This window comes from Sphingobium sp. Leaf26, from assembly GCF_001421665.1.
Classification (GTDB): Bacteria; Pseudomonadota; Alphaproteobacteria; order Sphingomonadales; family Sphingomonadaceae; genus Sphingobium.
Genome location: NZ_LMKV01000001.1, coordinates 53,775 through 69,371 on the forward strand (window position 1 = coordinate 53,775; position 15,597 = coordinate 69,371).

The following is a 15,597-nucleotide window of genomic DNA, read 5'->3' on the forward strand; positions in this document are numbered from 1 at the left end:
CATATATGACGATTACCACTCACCCCAAACCGACCGCCGCGATTCCAGACACTGCGATCTACGAACGCCGCGAATCCATCGTGCGCAGCTATGCCCGCGCCATGCCGCGCCAGTTCAACCGCGCGCAGGGCGTGTGGATGCACGACAATCAGGGGGGTCGTTATCTCGACTTCCTGTCGGGCTGCTCAACGTTGAACTACGGGCATAATCATCCGGTGCTCAAAAGCGCGCTGGTCGACTATATCGCAGGCGACGGCATCACCCATGGCCTGGATCTCCATACCGATGCCAAGGCCGATTTTCTGACCGCGCTGGAGGATGTGATCCTCAAGCCCCGTGGTCTCGACTATCGCGCCATGTTCACCGGGCCGACCGGCACCAATGCCGTCGAAGCCGCGATCAAACTGGCGCGCAAGATTACCGGTCGCGAGATGGTGATCGCCTTCACCAATGGTTTCCATGGTATGACGCTGGGCGCACTCGCCTGTACCGGCAATGCGGCCAAGCGCGGTGGCGCGGGCGTACCGCTCAGCCATGTGTCGCACGAACCCTATGATGGCTATCACGGACCCGACGTCGACACAGCCGAACTGCTGGAACGTCGCTTGTCCGATCCGTCGAGCGGCCTTGATGCACCGGCGGCCATCCTTGTCGAAACGGTGCAGGGCGAAGGCGGACTCAATGTCGCATCGCCCGAATGGCTCCGCAAGATTTCCGAGGTTGCAAAACGCCACGGCGCACTGATGATCGTGGATGATATTCAGGCCGGTTGTGGCCGGACCGGTAATTTCTTCAGCTTCGAAGGCATGGGGTTCACTCCCGACATTGTCACCATGGCAAAGTCGCTGTCGGGCATGGGTCTGCCGTTCGCCCTGACCCTGTTCCGACCGGAACTCGACCAATGGTCGCCAGGCGAACATAATGGCACCTTTCGCGGCAACAATCACGCTTTCGTGACCGCCACGGCCGCGTTGCGCCATTTCTGGAGCAATGACAGTTTCCAGCAGGACGTTGCCCGCCGGGGCGCATTGCTGGAACACAGGCTGGACGCGATGGCGGCCGAACATGGGCTGTCGACCCGTGGTCGCGGCATGATGCGCGGCCTGGACGTCGGCTCCGGCGACATCGCACAGAGCATCACCGCTGCCTGCTTCGCGCGGGGGCTGATCATAGAAACCAGCGGCGCGCATGACGAAATCGTCAAGATACTGGCGCCTCTCATAATCGAGGACGCCGTTCTGTCGGCCGGTCTCGACATTCTTGAAGACAGCGTCCGTTCCGCCCTGACCGTCACCTATGGCGTCGCCGCAGAATAAGGAGATACGACCGATGATCGTTCGCAAATTGCAGGATATCCGCACGTCAGACCACAATGTGAAGTCCAAGGGCTGGGAAAGCGCCCGCCTTCTGCTGAAGGACGACGATATGGGCTTTTCCTTCCACGTCACCAAAATGTACGCCGGTGAGGAATTGCACATGCACTATCAGAACCATCTGGAGGCGGTGCTGGTGCTCAAGGGCAAAGGTACGATCGAGGATCTGGGCACTGGCGTGACCCATCGACTGGCGCCCGGCGTCATGTATGCGCTCAATGCCCACGACCAGCATATCGTGCGCCCGGAAACGGAAATATTGTGCGCCTGCGTCTTCAATCCGCCGGTCAGCGGGCGCGAAGTGCATGACGAGAATGGTGCCTATCCTGCCGATACATCCAGCGCCGACAATGGTGCCACGCGCGAACCCGCGCTGACCGACTAAATTCCCCGAACAAGCAAAGGGGCATGTCCCTTGAAAGATCTCTACCCATCCCGCCACACACAGGTGGCGGAGTTTTCGCCGCGCCTCGACCCCGTCGTCCATAGCGACTGGAGCGAAGATGCCCCCATTACCCGCAGCCAGGCAGAGCAGTTCGACCGCGACGGCTATCTGGTGCTGGAGGATATGTTCTCCGACGCCGAAGTCGCTTTCCTCCAGCGGGAAGGCGGCGCGTTGTTGAGTAATCCCGATGCGCTGGAAGCGGAAACGGTGGTGACCGAACCGGGGAGCAAGGAAGTCCGCTCCATTTTCCGCATTCATGCCCAAAGTGGGGCGATCGAGCGGTTGGCCGCCGACGCGCGGCTGGCGGGGGTCGCCCGCTTCCTGCTGGGCGACGATGTGTACATGCACCAGTCGCGGCTCAACTATAAGCCAGGGTTCCAGGGCAAGGAATTCTACTGGCACAGCGATTTCGAAACCTGGCATGTCGAAGACGGGATGCCGCGCATGCGGGCTTTGTCCATGTCGGTGCTGCTAGCTGAAAATACCCCGCATAACGGCCCGCTGATGCTGATCCCCGGATCGCACCGCCAGTTCTTGACCTGCGTCGGCGAAACGCCGCACGATCACTATCGCCAGTCGCTCAAGAAGCAGGAATATGGCGTCCCGGACGAAGACAGCCTTGCTGAACTGGCACATAAATTCGGGATCGTCGCACCAACCGGCAAGCCCGGATCGGTGGTGATCTTCGATTGCAACATCATGCATGGGTCCAACGGCAACATCACGCCATTCCCACGCGCCAACGCCTTCCTGGTCTATAACGCCGTGTCGAACCGCCTGACTGCGCCCTTCGGCGTCGACACGCCACGTCCCGCCTTCATCGCCGCGCGCGGCGAGCCGGAAGCAATCACGCCTGTCACCGGGCCATTGATAGCGCAGGTGCCGGCATGAGCAATATCCATAGCGTCGAGAAAATCGGCGGCACGTCCATGGCCGCCACCGCGACCCTGTTCGACAATGTGCTGATCGGCGGGCGAAAGGATGCGGACCTCTACAACCGCATCTTCGTGGTGTCGGCCTATGCCGGCATGACCGACCTGCTGCTGGAGCATAAGAAAAGTGGCGAGCCGGGCGTTTATGCGCGCTTCGTTGCGGATGACAATATCCAGGGCTGGCGCCAGGCAATGGAAAGAGTGCGCCGCGCCATGCAGGATCGCAACGCCATGTTCGTGCGCGCCGACAGGCTGGCGGAGGCGAACGCCTTTGTCGATATACGGATCGACGCAGTCGCCGCGTGCCTGGACGATCTGGCCCGGCTGCGCAGCCATGGCCGTTTCTGCGTGAAGGAACAGTTGATGACGGTGCGCGAATTGCTCGCTGGCCTTGGCGAAGCGCACAGCGCCCATTCGACGGCGCTGTTGTTGCGCGATCGCGGCGTCAACGCGCAGTTCGTTGACCTGACTCTGTGGGACCAGCAGGACATGCGCGAACTGGACGAGCGGATAAGCGAGGTCTTCGCGCCGATCGACCTGGCCACCACCCTCCCGATCGTCACCGGCTATGCCGGATGCAGCGAAGGCATGGTGCGCCGTTATGCGCGCGGCTATTCCGAAATGACCTTTTCGCGCATTGCCGTACTGACCGGCGCGCGAGAGGCGATCATCCATAAGGAATTTCACCTGTCGAGCGCGGACCCGCGGCTTGTGGGCAAGCACAAGGCGCGCAAGATCGGCCGCACCAATTATGACGTGGCGGATCAGTTGGCGAATCTGGGCATGGAGGCGATTCATCCGGGTGCTGGCCGTGGATTGCGCCAGACGGATATTCCGTTGCGCGTGCGCAACACCTTCGACCGGGAAGATGGCGGGACGCTCATTTGCAGCGCTTATGTCTCCGACACGCCCCGCGTCGAGATCGTGACCGGGGTGCGCCATGCGCAGGCGCTGCAATTTTTCGAACAGGACATGGTCGGGGTGAAGGGCTATGACGCCGCCATCCTCGAAGCGCTAACCCAACATGGCGCCTGGATCGTCAGCAAGGCGTCCAACGCCAATACCATCACCCATTATCTGTCGGCGGATGCGGCGACGGTGAAACGGGTGATCGCCGATCTTCAGGCGCGTTATCCCGATGCGGCTGTCTCGGCCCAGCCGGTGGCGATCGTGTCGGTGATCGGCAGCGACATATCGCGACCGGGGTTGATGACCGATGCGTTGCAGGCCCTGGCCGCCGCGCATGTGCCGATCATCGCGATGCAGCACCAAATCCGCAATGTCGATGTCCAGTTCATGGTGGACGTCGATCATTATGATGATGCGGTAGGCGCCCTGCACCATGTTCTGGTGGAAGATGGAACAAGCGAGGCGGAGGATCGGCGCGCGGCCTGATCCGCGTCCCGTCCGATACCATGTTCGCCGCAATCCATCCTGTCCGCAGCCTGCTGCTCGCCATCTTCATGTTGATGGCGGGCAGCGGCTTCCTGTCCACGCTGATCGGCCTTCGGCTGGAGCGGGCGGGGGCTGGCACCATGGCAATCGGCGCAGTCGCCACCGCCTATTTCGGCGGGCTGGTGTTGGGCGCTTTGCGTGCGGGCGACATCGTGCGGCAGGCCGGGCATATCCGCGCCTTCGCCGCCTTCGTCTCGCTGTTGTCGGCCAGTACGCTCGCATATGCATTGCTCCACCACCCGTTATTCTGGACGATGTTGCGGCTGATCGACGGTATCTGCGTCGCCGGCGTGTTCATTTGCCTGGAAAGCTGGCTCAATGACCGGGCCGAGGCGGAAACACGCGGCAGCGTACTCGCCGCTTATATGGTAGCGCTCTATTCTGGGCAAGCGGTCGGGCAATTGCTGCTCGCGGCGAGCGGGGCGCTACCCGCCGTGCCGTTCCAACTGGCCTCCATCCTCATTTCCCTGGCGATCATTCCCCTTTGCCTGACCCGCAGCGCCGCGCCAGCACCGGTCGAGGCGCAGGCCTTTTCGATCCGCGCCCTCTATGCCGCATCGCCGCTCGGCACCTTTGGTGCTGTCACGACCGGACTGATGCTGGGCGCTTTCTACGGCATGGCGGCTGTCCATGTGCGGCGGCTGGGGCTGGATCTGGGCGCGACTGCCAGTTTCATGATGATCGTGATCCTGGGCGGCGTGGCGCTGCAATGGCCGCTCGGTCGCCTGTCGGACCGGCTCGATCGGCGGCGCGTGATCGTGGGCTGCTTCGCCGCCACGATGGCCGTTTGCCTGATGCTGACGATATTGGTGTCGGCCGGGCCGTGGCTTCTTGCCCTGGGAGCGTTGTTCGGCGGCCTCAGCTTCGCCCTTTATCCGCTGTGCGTCGCGCATTGCAACGACCGCCTGCTGGCGACGGAACGGGTAGCGGCCAGCGGGCGACTGGTGCTGCTCTATTCGGTCGGCGCGGCGATCGGCCCGCTGGGCGCGGCCATGCTGATGAGTGTTGCACCGGGCGGCGGTCTTTTCCTTTTCATCGCCTTGTGCGCGGGCGCAACGCTCGCCTTTGGCCTGTGGCGCCAAACCGCCACGCCGTCCGTTCCAGTGCCCGACCAGCAGGATTTTCAGATCGTTCCGCGCACGACGCCGATGGCGTCCCTGCTCGATCCCAATACCGCAGATGGACATATGTCATGACCACCTCCACACCTATCCCGTCGCCAACCCAGGACAGGGTCGATGACGCCACGCTACGCCGCGCCATCGCCGCCTCCGCGCTGGGCAATGCGACCGAATGGTTCGACTATGGCATCTATGCCTATGGCGTCACCTATATTTCGGCCGCGCTGTTTCCGGGCGACGTCGATGACGCCGTGCTGTTCGCGCTGGCGACCTTCGCCATTTCCTTCCTCGTGCGGCCATTGGGCGGTCTGTTCTGGGGACCGCTGGGCGATCGGCTGGGGCGCAAATCGGTGCTGGCGCTCACCATATTGCTGATGTCCGGCGCGACTCTGGCGGTCGGCCTCATCCCGTCCTACGCGCAAATCGGTTGGGGCGCTCCTGCGCTGCTGATCGCGCTGCGCATGGTGCAGGGCTTTTCTACCGGCGGCGAATATGGCGGCGCGGCGACCTTCATGGCCGAATATGCGCCCGACGACCGGCGCGGTTTCTATGGCAGCTTCCTGGAGTTCGGCACGCTGGCGGGCTTTTCGTTCGGTGCAGTGCTGATGCTTGGCTTCTCGCTGTTGCTGGGAGACGCGGCGATGCATGATTGGGGCTGGCGCATCCCGTTCCTGGTCGCAGCGCCCATGGGCCTTGTCGGCATGTATCTGCGATCGAGGATGGAGGACACGCCAGTCTTTCGCGAACAGGCCGTCGAAGGCAGCGGATCGCCTCCGCTTAGAACGGTGATGCGCGACCATTGGCGGCCCATGCTGGTCGTGAGTGGGTTGGTCGTGGCACTCAACGTCGTCAACTATACGCTGCTCAGCTACATGCCGACCTATTTACAGCGGCGCATCGGCCTGTCGCCGGACGAAGCACTTATGGTGCCGATCATCGGCATGGTCTTCATGATGGTCTTCCTGCCGTTCGCGGGCCATCTGTCGGATCGGATTGGGCGCAAACCGATGTGGCGCCTGTCGTTGATCGGGCTTCTGCTGGGCATAGTGCCGCTCTACATGGTCATGGCGACAGGGTTCGTCGGCGCGATCATAGGCTTCGCGTTGCTCGGCCTGCTTTATTTGCCGCAACTGGCGACGATTTCCGCGACCTTCCCCGCGCTGTTCCCGACGCCTGTTCGGTTCGCAGGCTTCGCGATTGCCTATAATATGTCCACCTCGCTGTTCGGTGGCACCGCGCCAGCGATCGGCAGTGGTCTGATCAGCGCCACCGGCAACGACCTGATGCCGGCTTTCTACATGATGATGGCCTGCATCGTGGGCCTTGTCGCGCTCCGCTTCATGCCCGAAACGGCTGGTCGTTCGCTGCATGAAAATGTCTTCGCCGATCGGACGGGCGCATGACATGGATGACTGACAATATCGTGGTTGTCCTGAACGGCGGCCATTTCGATCAACCCTGGTTGCAGGCGATGTTGGCGATCATTCTGTTGATCGCGATCGCCTGGATAGCGAACTGGGTTGCCAAACGGCTAGTCCTCACATTGGTGGTCAAACTGCTGGAGCAGATGCCTTTCGCTTTGGAGGCCCAGCATCTGGGGTCGATGGTCGCCCGGCTTTCGAACATCGTGCCAGCGCTGATTATCCAGATGGGGGTCGAGAGTGTCCCGCACCTTCCCGGCTGGATCGCTCTTTTCATCCGCAGCCTGTGCGCAGCGTTCATCATCCTGACCATCGCGATCGCGCTCAGCGGCGGGCTTGGTCTGATGAACGATCTGTATCAGCGGCGCCCGGATGCGGCCAACCGACCGATCAAAGGCTATGTCCAGGTCGGCAAGCTCATCATCTACGCCGCGGCGACCATATTGGGAATCGCGGCGCTGATGAACCAGTCTCCGTTGCTGTTGTTGTCGGGGCTTGGCGCGATGGCGGCCGTCCTGATGCTGGTGTTCAAGGATACCATATTGTCCCTGGTCGCATCGGTGCAGATCGGTTCCAACGACATGGTCCGTGTGGGCGACTGGATCGAAATGCCGCAGCTCGACGCCAATGGCGACGTGATCGATATCGCCCTGCACACGGTCAAGATCCAGAATTTCGACAAGACCATCACGACCATTCCGACCTACCGCCTGATCACGGAAAGCTTTCGCAACTGGCGCGGGATGCAGGAATCTGGCGGTCGGCGGATCATGCGATCCCTGGCGATCGATCAGAACAGCATTCGGTTTCTGGACGACCGGGAACTCGCGGACCTGTTCCGCTTCGGCCTGTTGCGTGGCCATCTTGAAGCAAAAAGGGACGAGATCGATCGATGGAACCGGGAACATGCCCATGATCAGATACTGGATAGCCGCCGCCTGACCAACATTGGCAGCTTTCGGGCCTATATTCTTGCCTATCTCAAGGCGCGGCCGGATATTGCGGCGGACAAGACCTTGCTGGTGCGCCAACTTGCCCCGACGGAAGATGGATTGCCGCTGGAAATCTACGCCTTCGCTTCCACAGTCATATGGGCGCAATATGAAGATATTCAGGCCGATATCTTCGATCACCTCATCGCCATCATGCCGGAATTCGGACTGCGGTTGTTCCAGCGCCCTGCGGGTTCGGATCTGCAACGTGCAACGGACCGACAACCAAGTCAGGATGTAGGAATTGACCGTGTTCCAGGCATCAGTCGATCCATAAGGGCCTAGCGTGCAACGACCGGGGCATCGATCGACCCGCGCAAGATGCGTTTGCAGCCGTCAGGCCGTCCCACCAAGCCAGGCCGGACTATCACGTAGCCGTCGTTGATAATCGGGTTCGGCGAGCGCCAGCAGCAACTGGTCGGCGCGATCCTGGACAGCCAGAAGATTGGCGCCCGCCAACGACCCACCGGCCAGTTCCTTGAACGCCTCGACCTGGAGGCGCAACGTAGCAATCCGGTTCGGATCGTCGCAGCTCAGTGCCACATCGCCAATGGCATCGAGGAAGCGCTTGCCCGCGATCATGTCGGCACTGGCATATTGGGCGAGCGCGCCGAATGCCTGATCGACAAAGCCCGCAAAGCTTATCGGATGGGCGATCACGCGAAGAGCATCGTCTTCGTCCGCGCGAAGGCGCGAAGGCAAATCCCGGCGCGCAAGATCGGAAAGGGCAGCACCCAGCCAATCGAGACAACTGTTCGCGGTGAAGGGGTCATTGACCCCCGGCGATAGCGCTCGCGCGGCGATCTCGACCAATTCGTCTATGAGGAAACGCAGATCCTGCAGAGCCGTGCGGCGAGAACCCAGGGCGAATGCACCGCGCAGCGCCTTTACCACATCCTCGTCGAGCTGCTCGGCAGGCCACGCCTCGGCCAGCACACTGCCATGATGAGCGAAGTCGCCGGACTGATATTGCAGCCGCACGACCAGATCATGCTTTGCCGCCGTCTGGATCAAACGGTCCTCGTCGATCAGCTGGATGTAGCCGGTGTCTTTGGACCGCACGACCGTCCGTCGCGCATAGGCTTCGACAGGCGCATCGAGCCGGAAGGCTGGCGGGATGCCCGGATCGTCATGTGCCTCCTCCCGAGGTTCGCCGACGAAGACAGGAAAGCGATTGTCGATCTCTACGATCAGCCGTTCCCCGACCTGTTCGATCACGCTGTTGATGTGAATGCGCATGGGGACATGGTGGATGAAGAAAATCAACACAGCGATCGAGCAGAGCACCAGGATCATAGCAACCAGCACCGCCAGTTGCGGCACGAACGCCAAGGTGTCGACGCCGCTTTCGCCCGGCGATCGGATCGTGCGCAGGACGATCATGGAATAGACGAACGTCGCGATGAAGGTGCCGAGCGTCACTTGGTTACCGCGATCGGACATGAAGTTGCTGAGCAGGCGCGGTCCATATTGCCCCGAGGCGTAGACGACCGCCGCGATCGTCACCGAGAAAGTGGTGCCAGCAACACCGATCATCGAACCGCCGATCGACGAAAGCAGGCTACGCGCGCCATCTGGCCGGGCGGCGTAGAGCCAAAGCAGCCCGTCCATCCATTCGCTGCCGAAATGGCTGTCGATATAGATCATCGCCAGAGCAAGCAGCATTGCGCCCACGGCCATGATCGTCGGCACGAACCAGTAGCTTTCGCGCAACTGGTCGGAGAGGCGGAGCAGGCGAGCCTTCATGATGTCGTTTCCGCTTTACGCGCTGTCAGCTTCTCCAGCACCAGCTTGATGGTGCCGCCCTGCACGATGACCGAGAACAGGACGACGATATAGGTAGCCGCCAGCACGACCGATCGCGCAGGGCTTTCCGGCAAACCAAGTGCCAGTGCGATGGACATGCCGCCGCGCAGGCCGCCCCAGATCAATGTCACCGGTGCCACCACAGAAAACGGACGCTGTCGGCGAGTACAGACGCTTTGCCCCTGAAGGGCACGGACAGGGCCATCGCCACATTTTCATGGCTCAGCCCCGGATAATCGACGTGGGTGACCCGGCCATGCAGCGCCTTGATGTGCGCGGTCAGATTGTTCGCATTATGCGCCCTGACCTCGACATCGTCACCGGCCGAGACCAGGAGCAAGGGGGCGGCATCGGCCCGCGCGAACTGGATCGGCTGGGTCAATTGCGGATCGGGCGCACCCTGCATGGCGTCGATCGCGCGCTTTTCGGTAAAAGGATAAAAATCATAAGGGCCGCATAGTCCCACCGCCGCCTTGATGATGCCGGGGTCGACGCCCTGCGCGCGAAGCCATCGCGGGTCGAGCGTCAGCATGGCGACCGTATAGGCGCCAGCCGAATGTCCGGCCACGGCAATACGGCCGACATCGCCACCGAACCCATCGATATGATCACGTGTCCAGCGGACCGCCTCCGCGCCATCTTCCAGAAATGCCGGAAAGCGAACTTCGGGCACCTTGCGATAATCGGGAACGACCACGACAAATCCCTGTTTCGCATAGGCTCTCGCCGCGAAAGCATAGGCCTCACGCGTACCCTTTACCCAACCGCCGCCATACCAGAAGATCAGGACCGGCAAGGACTGCTTTCCACGGCGTATGGGGCTCCAGACATCCAGCCGCTGTCCGTGCGTGCCGAAGGCGATGCCCTGCCCCGCCTTTTCTACGCCCAGTCCGCCGCCCATGGCGCCATCCAGGATGCTGAGCAACATTGGCGGCGAGGTCAGGCTTGCGGCGACGCCCAGCCCGAGCAGGATGGCAAGCGACCCAATGATAAAGAGATGGCGACGGAGAAGTCCGCGCTTCGAAGCGGTCACATCCTTCTCGCAAAGCTGGCTGGATCGGCCGCGTCCCACCAGGCTGCGAGGCGCGGATCGCGTGCGCCTTCCAGCAATTCTCCCGGCGCTACGAAGGGATAAATCTCGTCGATCGAGCGCATTTCCGCCGCGTTGACCCGTTGGCGCAAGCCATCGGGGGTAAATTCGTCCGGCGAGTTCAGTCCCGCGGCCACCACGATGTCATGCAGCGCGTCAAGCGTTGCCTGCTGGAAGCGCGCGACCCGCTCAGCTTTTTCCGGCACGACCAGACCACGCTGGCGCGCGGGCGACTGGGTAGCGATCCCGGTGGGGCATGTGTCGGTGTGACAGCGCATCGACTGCACGCAGCCGAGCGAGAACATGAAAGACCGCGCTGCGTTGCACCAGTCGGCGCCCAGCGCGGCATTCATGGCGATCGCCGCACCCGAATTGACCTTGCCCGAAGCCGCGAGCTTCACCTTGCCCTTGAGGTTCGTGCCAACCAGCGCGTTGCGCGCGAGGATCAAACCTTCGCGCAGCGGCATACCGACCCGGTCGGACAGTTCGGTCGGCGCCGCGCCAGTCCCGCCTTCCGCGCCATCGATGACGATGAAATCGACGAGTATCTCCGTCTCGATCATCGCCTTCACCACGGCGAATAATTCGTGCGGATAGCCCACGCACAATTTGATTCCGACCGGCTTTCCGCCGGAAAGGGCGCGCATCTGCGCTACGAAGCTGAGCAGTTCACGTGGCGTCGAAAAGGCGGTGTGGAAAGGGGGCGAGAGGCAATCCTCCCCTTCGGGAATGTCCCGTATCTTGGCGATCTCCGCCGTCACTTTGGGACCGGGCAGCAGGCCGCCGTGGCCGGGCTTGGCGCCCTGGCTCAGCTTGATTTCCGTCATCACCACCGCGTCGTTGGCAGCGCGATCCCTGAAATGGGAGGGCTCGAAATTACCCTGAGCATCGCGACAGCCGAAATAGCCCGATCCCAATTCCCACACGACATCGCCGCCATGCTTGAGATGATAGGGCGACAAGCCGCCTTCGCCCGTATCATGATAGAACCCGCCGATCTTCGCGCCCAGGTTCAACGCTTCGATCGCGTTGGCTCCCAGCGCCCCGAAGCTCATCGCTGAAATGTTGAGGCGTGCGGCCTCGTAGGGCCGACTACACTGGTCCGTGCCGACGGTGACGCGGGTATATTTCTCGGCATGGCGCGAGGGGGCGATGGAGTGCGCCAGCCACTCATATTCTTCGGAATAGACGTCCAGTTCGGTGCCGAAGGGATGGGTGGAGACATCGCCCTTGGCGCGGGCATAGACCAGCGCCCGTTCGTCATGACTGAACGGGCGTCCGTCCAGATCGCTCTCGACGATATAGGCCCGCAGGAACGGGCGCAGCCATTCGAAGAACCAACGGACGCGGGCTGCGGCGGGATAGTTGCGGCGAAGAGAGTGGCGGGTCTGAAATAGATCGACCAGCGCAACGACCGACAGCGGCGCAAACAACAAGACCAGCCACAAACTATGCGGATGCCGTACAGCGATGAGCATAGACGCGATCGTGCCCGCCAGGCCGACGAGCAACAGGATGTTGCGGGACAGGGCATGGTCGCGGAACAGGGCGTCCGCAACGGTCGGACGCCCGCTCACGACAGCAGGTTCCGCACCATGCCCACGACGTCGCGCCCGCGTCCGCCCAGAACGGCCTTGGCCGAATAGAGCGCCATGCCGGCCACCTGACCCGGCTTTACATTGGGCGGCATCACCAGTTCGAACCGATCGGTGACGACGTCGAGCAAGGCCGGTCCCGGTTCGGCGAGCCAGGCCTGCACGGCGGCGTCGAGGTCTTCGGCTCTTTCGACGCGCCGACCGCTCAAGCCCATCGCGTCGGCCACGCGCGCGAAATCGGGATTGATAAGGTCGGTGTAGGCGTCGAGCAGGCCTTCGACTTTCTGTTCGATCTCCACAAAATCGAGCGCGCCATTATTATAGACGACCACCTTGATCGGCAATTTCTCCTGAACAGCAGTCAGCAGATCACCCAACAGCATAGCGATACCGCCATCACCCGATAGGGATATGACCTGGCGATCCGGGAATGCCGCCTTGGCGCCGAGCGCCTGCGGCATCGCATTGGCCATCGTTCCGTGGCTGAGGCTGACGACCGTGCGGTTCTGGCCGGTCGAGGCGATATGGCGCAGGCACCACACCATCGGCGATCCACCATCCGCCGTGAACACGCCATCGGCGTCCGCATGGCGGGAGATTGTCTCGGTCAGATATTGCGGGTGGATCGCGCCGCCCTTACCGACCGTGGCATGCTTTGCCTGGGCCGCCACGGCCTTTCGGTGATGATCGAGGCATTCTTCCAGAAAGGCTTCGTCGTCGCGCTGCACGATGCGCGGCAGCAGCGCGTCGAGCGTCGGGCCGATGTCGCCGACCACGCCGATATCAACAGGGTGGCGCCGCCCCAGATGCGTACCGTCCAGATCGACCTGCAGGATGGTCGCCTTTTCGGGATAAAATTGCCGCCATGCAAAATCGCAGCCCAGCAGCAACAGCACGTCGCACGACATCAGCGCATGATAGCCGGACTCGCTGCCGAAAATGCCGGTCATGCCGACGTCGAACGGGTTTTCATGCTCCAGAAAATCCTTCGCGCGCGAGGTGCGGGCGACTGGAGCGCGCAGCCGGTCGGCGAGCGCGACGACCGCATCATGCGCGTTTTCGCATCCAGAGCCGCCATAGATCGCCACGCGCTTGCCACCATTGATCGCGCTTGCCAGCCTATCAAGTTCTGTGTCGGCGGGTCGCACGACCGGTGCCGCGCGATGCACGCCGAAGTGCGGTTCGTCCGGTGCCTTGGCGCTCGACACGTCTGCGGGAACGATCAGCACGGCGACGCCGCGCTTCGCAAGGGCAGCCTGCGCCGCCATCGCCGTCATCCGCCGCGCCTGCGCGGGCGTGCGTATCTCTTCGCAAAAGACGCTGCATGAGGCGTAGATCGACTTGAAATCGACCTCTTGGGGGAAATCGAAACCCAGTTCGTCCCTGACAATCTGGCTAGCAATCAGCACGACCGGCGCACGATTGCGATGGGATTCGAACAAGCCGTTGATGAAATGCAGGCTGCCGGGACCGCAGGATCCCGCGCAGGCGGCCAGTTCGCCCGTGAGCATCGCATCGGCACCCGCCGCAAAACCGGCCGCCTCTTCGTGGCGGACATGCAGCCAACGAATGTCGCTGGTCCGGATCGCATCCGTGATGTGATTAAGCGTGTCTCCGGGAATACCGTAACAGCGGCGGACACCGGCAGCCTGCAGCGTTTTCACGATCACTTCTGCGACTGTCGTCATGCCCGCATCCTTCGGATTGTTGCTGTATTTCCGACAGAAACGCATAGGATGCCTCGTCGGATCATGACGATTGCGAAAATATCATCGGTCGGATGAACACAAAGAGACCCAACGCTAGCCTAGCGACCAACCCGGTTTGCGACCGCTAGCCGAAAGTTTTGCCCGGCCGGCGGGGCCGCGATTGCTATTATGCCTCGTTGCTTGAGAAGGTTGGCAATCGCCAGAGCCCGGCGCTGGGACAGGAGCGGCTTTTCCGGCATTTCGGACTGGAAACCGGGCACGGAAAGTTGCGGACTGTTCCACCGCCTTGCGGCCCAGGCAGACAGCAGCACAGCGTCACGAGCGGGCGCGTCAAGGGTGTCGATATTGTCCGCGAAACTGACGACCGGTAGCGGTGCGATCGGCGGAACTATGGCAACGTCCCACCCCTCGACCGAATTCAAGGCACGCTGTTCCAGCGCCCCATAGGTCGCAAGATCCGCGCCTGGCAAGATCGCGGCCGCCGCCGTCACGCGCTGATGATCGCGGTCGATGGTCACCGCATCGGGCGTGACCCCGGCAGCAAGCGCTACCAGGCCAGCCACACCATTCGCATTGCCGATATCTCTTGCTACTGCATCATTGGCCTGTCGCAATTCGGCGCGTTGAGCCTCGACCGAGCCGGCACCGGGATCAAGTAGAACCTGGTCGACCCGCAGCGCCACCGGTCGTCCGAGACGGTCGCTGAGATCGGTCTGAAGCAGCGCATTGCTCTCCGCCCGCGATCGCGGCGCAATCACGACTGTGCGCACAGCCAATGGTGCCCGATCGAAATCGACGTCCAACTGTGTGACCCTTGCCTCTGCGCCGAAGCGACCGGAGAGAAAAGAGCGGATCTGGCTGACCGCCACCGCTTCGCTGGCAATGTGACTGAGCGATATGGCGAGGGGAACGGCCATTGCGACAAACAGGAGCATCAGCAATATGGTCTGGGTCCAACTTTGCTGACTAGATAGATGATGGCCGAATCCATAATAGCGCGCCATGATCATCGCCTAGAGGCGATGGTGACGAAGTTGGTCACGAACAGCGCCAGTGCGCCACCCAGGATCGGCATGTTCCATGTCGCAAGGCCAAAGCCGACGACGGCGAGCGGCGGCATCAACGCGGTCGCGATGGCGACGCCCACGATCGTTTCCCCCTTGCCGCGAATGATCGCAAATGTGCCGGCCAGCGCTGCAAACAGGGCCACCAGAAGGTCGAAGAGATTGGGGCGCGTGCGCGCCAGTATCTCCGCAGTGGGCGCCTTGAGCGGCGACACGAGAACAATGAACGCCGTGAACAGGAGTGCGGCCCCCGCGCCAATTGCAAGCGCAGAGAGCGAGCGACGCATCTCGGCAAAGTCGAACAGGGCCAGGCTGAAGCCCAATCCCAGGATCGGACTCATAAGGGGGGAGATCAGCATCGCGCCGATCACGACGGCGGGGGATGAGAGCAGAAGGCCCAGAACCGCAATGCCGGCCGACATCATGGTCATGAACAGATAGCGCGGCGAGCAACCACTCTCCTCTACGATGCGCCCGACCACCTTTTCCTGATCTACCGATCCGACGACCGATTCACGCCACCAGCGATAGAGCGGGACGTGATCCCAGCGGCGTGGTGCGAACGCATGATCGGGCGAAGAGGCATTCATCGTA

14 protein-coding genes are annotated in these 15,597 nt (G+C 62.1%); 7 read left to right on the plus strand and 7 right to left on the minus strand.

The annotated features are described in order from the left end of the window. The first annotated feature begins 5 nt into the window (after window positions 1–5). Genes ectB through ASE85_RS00295 form a run of 7 tightly spaced genes read left to right on the plus strand, consistent with a single transcriptional unit; the run spans window position 6 to window position 8,024 of the window. Window positions 6–1,316, plus strand: a complete 1,311-nt coding sequence (gene ectB / locus ASE85_RS00265; RefSeq protein WP_056681778.1) for a diaminobutyrate--2-oxoglutarate transaminase — start codon at window positions 6–8, stop codon at window positions 1,314–1,316. A gap of 13 nt (window positions 1,317–1,329) precedes the next feature. Continuing rightward, window positions 1,330–1,758, plus strand: coding sequence for an ectoine synthase (locus tag ASE85_RS00270; protein WP_056684099.1), 429 nt, complete (start codon window positions 1,330–1,332; stop codon window positions 1,756–1,758). Window positions 1,759–1,788: 30 nt separating this feature from the next. After that, window positions 1,789–2,709: an ectoine hydroxylase gene (gene thpD / locus ASE85_RS00275; protein WP_056681781.1), complete on the plus strand. Its 921-nt coding sequence runs from the start codon at window positions 1,789–1,791 to the stop codon at window positions 2,707–2,709. After that, the gene (locus tag ASE85_RS00280; RefSeq protein WP_056681784.1) at window positions 2,706–4,145 is read left to right on the plus strand and encodes an aspartate kinase; all 1,440 of its coding nucleotides are present in this window, start codon (window positions 2,706–2,708) and stop codon (window positions 4,143–4,145) included. Before thpD ends, ASE85_RS00280 begins: the two co-directional genes overlap by 4 nt. A gap of 20 nt (window positions 4,146–4,165) precedes the next feature. After that, a complete protein-coding gene (locus tag ASE85_RS00285) occupies window positions 4,166–5,401 on the plus strand; it encodes an MFS transporter (protein ID WP_056681787.1) in 1,236 nt (411 codons plus the stop codon). After that, a complete protein-coding gene (locus tag ASE85_RS00290) occupies window positions 5,398–6,729 on the plus strand; it encodes an MFS transporter (RefSeq protein ID WP_056681790.1) in 1,332 nt (443 codons plus the stop codon). The genes ASE85_RS00285 and ASE85_RS00290 overlap by 4 nt, the downstream gene beginning before the upstream one ends. Further along, window positions 6,726–8,024 (plus strand): mechanosensitive ion channel family protein, encoded by a 1,299-nt coding sequence (locus tag ASE85_RS00295; RefSeq protein WP_156358144.1) that lies wholly within the window; start codon window positions 6,726–6,728, stop codon window positions 8,022–8,024. Before ASE85_RS00290 ends, ASE85_RS00295 begins: the two co-directional genes overlap by 4 nt. A 51-nt stretch (window positions 8,025–8,075) precedes the next feature. On the opposite strand, the gene ASE85_RS00300 is transcribed toward ASE85_RS00295, so the two are convergent. The 7 genes from ASE85_RS00300 to ASE85_RS23650 form a co-directional block, all read right to left on the minus strand. Beyond that, window positions 8,076–9,485, minus strand: a complete 1,410-nt coding sequence (locus ASE85_RS00300; RefSeq protein ID WP_056681794.1) for a DUF2254 domain-containing protein — start codon at window positions 9,483–9,485, stop codon at window positions 8,076–8,078. Continuing rightward, window positions 9,482–9,676, minus strand: a complete 195-nt coding sequence (locus ASE85_RS00305; protein WP_235523119.1) for a cation:proton antiporter domain-containing protein — start codon at window positions 9,674–9,676, stop codon at window positions 9,482–9,484. Before ASE85_RS00305 ends, ASE85_RS00300 begins: the two co-directional genes overlap by 4 nt. Then, on the minus strand, window positions 9,673–10,578 hold the full coding sequence (locus ASE85_RS00310; RefSeq protein WP_056681800.1) for an alpha/beta hydrolase: 906 nt from the start codon (window positions 10,576–10,578) through the stop codon (window positions 9,673–9,675). Before ASE85_RS00310 ends, ASE85_RS00305 begins: the two co-directional genes overlap by 4 nt. After that, window positions 10,575–12,113, minus strand: coding sequence for an FMN-binding glutamate synthase family protein (locus tag ASE85_RS00315; RefSeq protein WP_443018469.1), 1,539 nt, complete (start codon window positions 12,111–12,113; stop codon window positions 10,575–10,577). The genes ASE85_RS00310 and ASE85_RS00315 overlap by 4 nt, the downstream gene beginning before the upstream one ends. 95 nt (window positions 12,114–12,208) lie before the next feature. Further along, a complete protein-coding gene (locus ASE85_RS00320; protein ID WP_056684106.1) occupies window positions 12,209–13,918 on the minus strand; it encodes a thiamine pyrophosphate-dependent enzyme in 1,710 nt (569 codons plus the stop codon). 119 nt (window positions 13,919–14,037) lie between these two features. Beyond that, window positions 14,038–14,943, minus strand: coding sequence for a hypothetical protein (locus ASE85_RS23645; protein WP_235523121.1), 906 nt, complete (start codon window positions 14,941–14,943; stop codon window positions 14,038–14,040). 2 nt (window positions 14,944–14,945) lie between these two features. After that, window positions 14,946–15,593 (minus strand): DUF389 domain-containing protein, encoded by a 648-nt coding sequence (locus tag ASE85_RS23650; RefSeq protein WP_235523129.1) that lies wholly within the window; start codon window positions 15,591–15,593, stop codon window positions 14,946–14,948. Window positions 15,594–15,597: the final 4 nt, after the last annotated feature.

Coding starts and splice junctions, on each gene's coding strand:
- ectB (WP_056681778.1), top strand. CDS start 6: ATGACGATTACCACTCACCCCAAACCGACCGCCGCGATTCCAGACACT.
- ASE85_RS00270 (WP_056684099.1), top strand. CDS start 1,330: ATGATCGTTCGCAAATTGCAGGATATCCGCACGTCAGACCACAATGTG.
- ASE85_RS00280 (WP_056681784.1), top strand. CDS start 2,706: ATGAGCAATATCCATAGCGTCGAGAAAATCGGCGGCACGTCCATGGCC.
- ASE85_RS00285 (WP_056681787.1), top strand. CDS start 4,166: ATGTTCGCCGCAATCCATCCTGTCCGCAGCCTGCTGCTCGCCATCTTC.
- ASE85_RS00290 (WP_056681790.1), top strand. CDS start 5,398: ATGACCACCTCCACACCTATCCCGTCGCCAACCCAGGACAGGGTCGAT.
- ASE85_RS00295 (WP_156358144.1), top strand. CDS start 6,726: ATGACATGGATGACTGACAATATCGTGGTTGTCCTGAACGGCGGCCAT.
- ASE85_RS00300 (WP_056681794.1), bottom strand. CDS start 9,485: ATGAAGGCTCGCCTGCTCCGCCTCTCCGACCAGTTGCGCGAAAGCTAC.
- ASE85_RS00315 (WP_443018469.1), bottom strand. CDS start 12,113: ATGCTCATCGCTGTACGGCATCCGCATAGTTTGTGGCTGGTCTTGTTG.
- ASE85_RS00320 (WP_056684106.1), bottom strand. CDS start 13,918: ATGACGACAGTCGCAGAAGTGATCGTGAAAACGCTGCAGGCTGCCGGT.
- ASE85_RS23645 (WP_235523121.1), bottom strand. CDS start 14,943: ATGGCGCGCTATTATGGATTCGGCCATCATCTATCTAGTCAGCAAAGT.
- ASE85_RS23650 (WP_235523129.1), bottom strand. CDS start 15,593: ATGAATGCCTCTTCGCCCGATCATGCGTTCGCACCACGCCGCTGGGAT.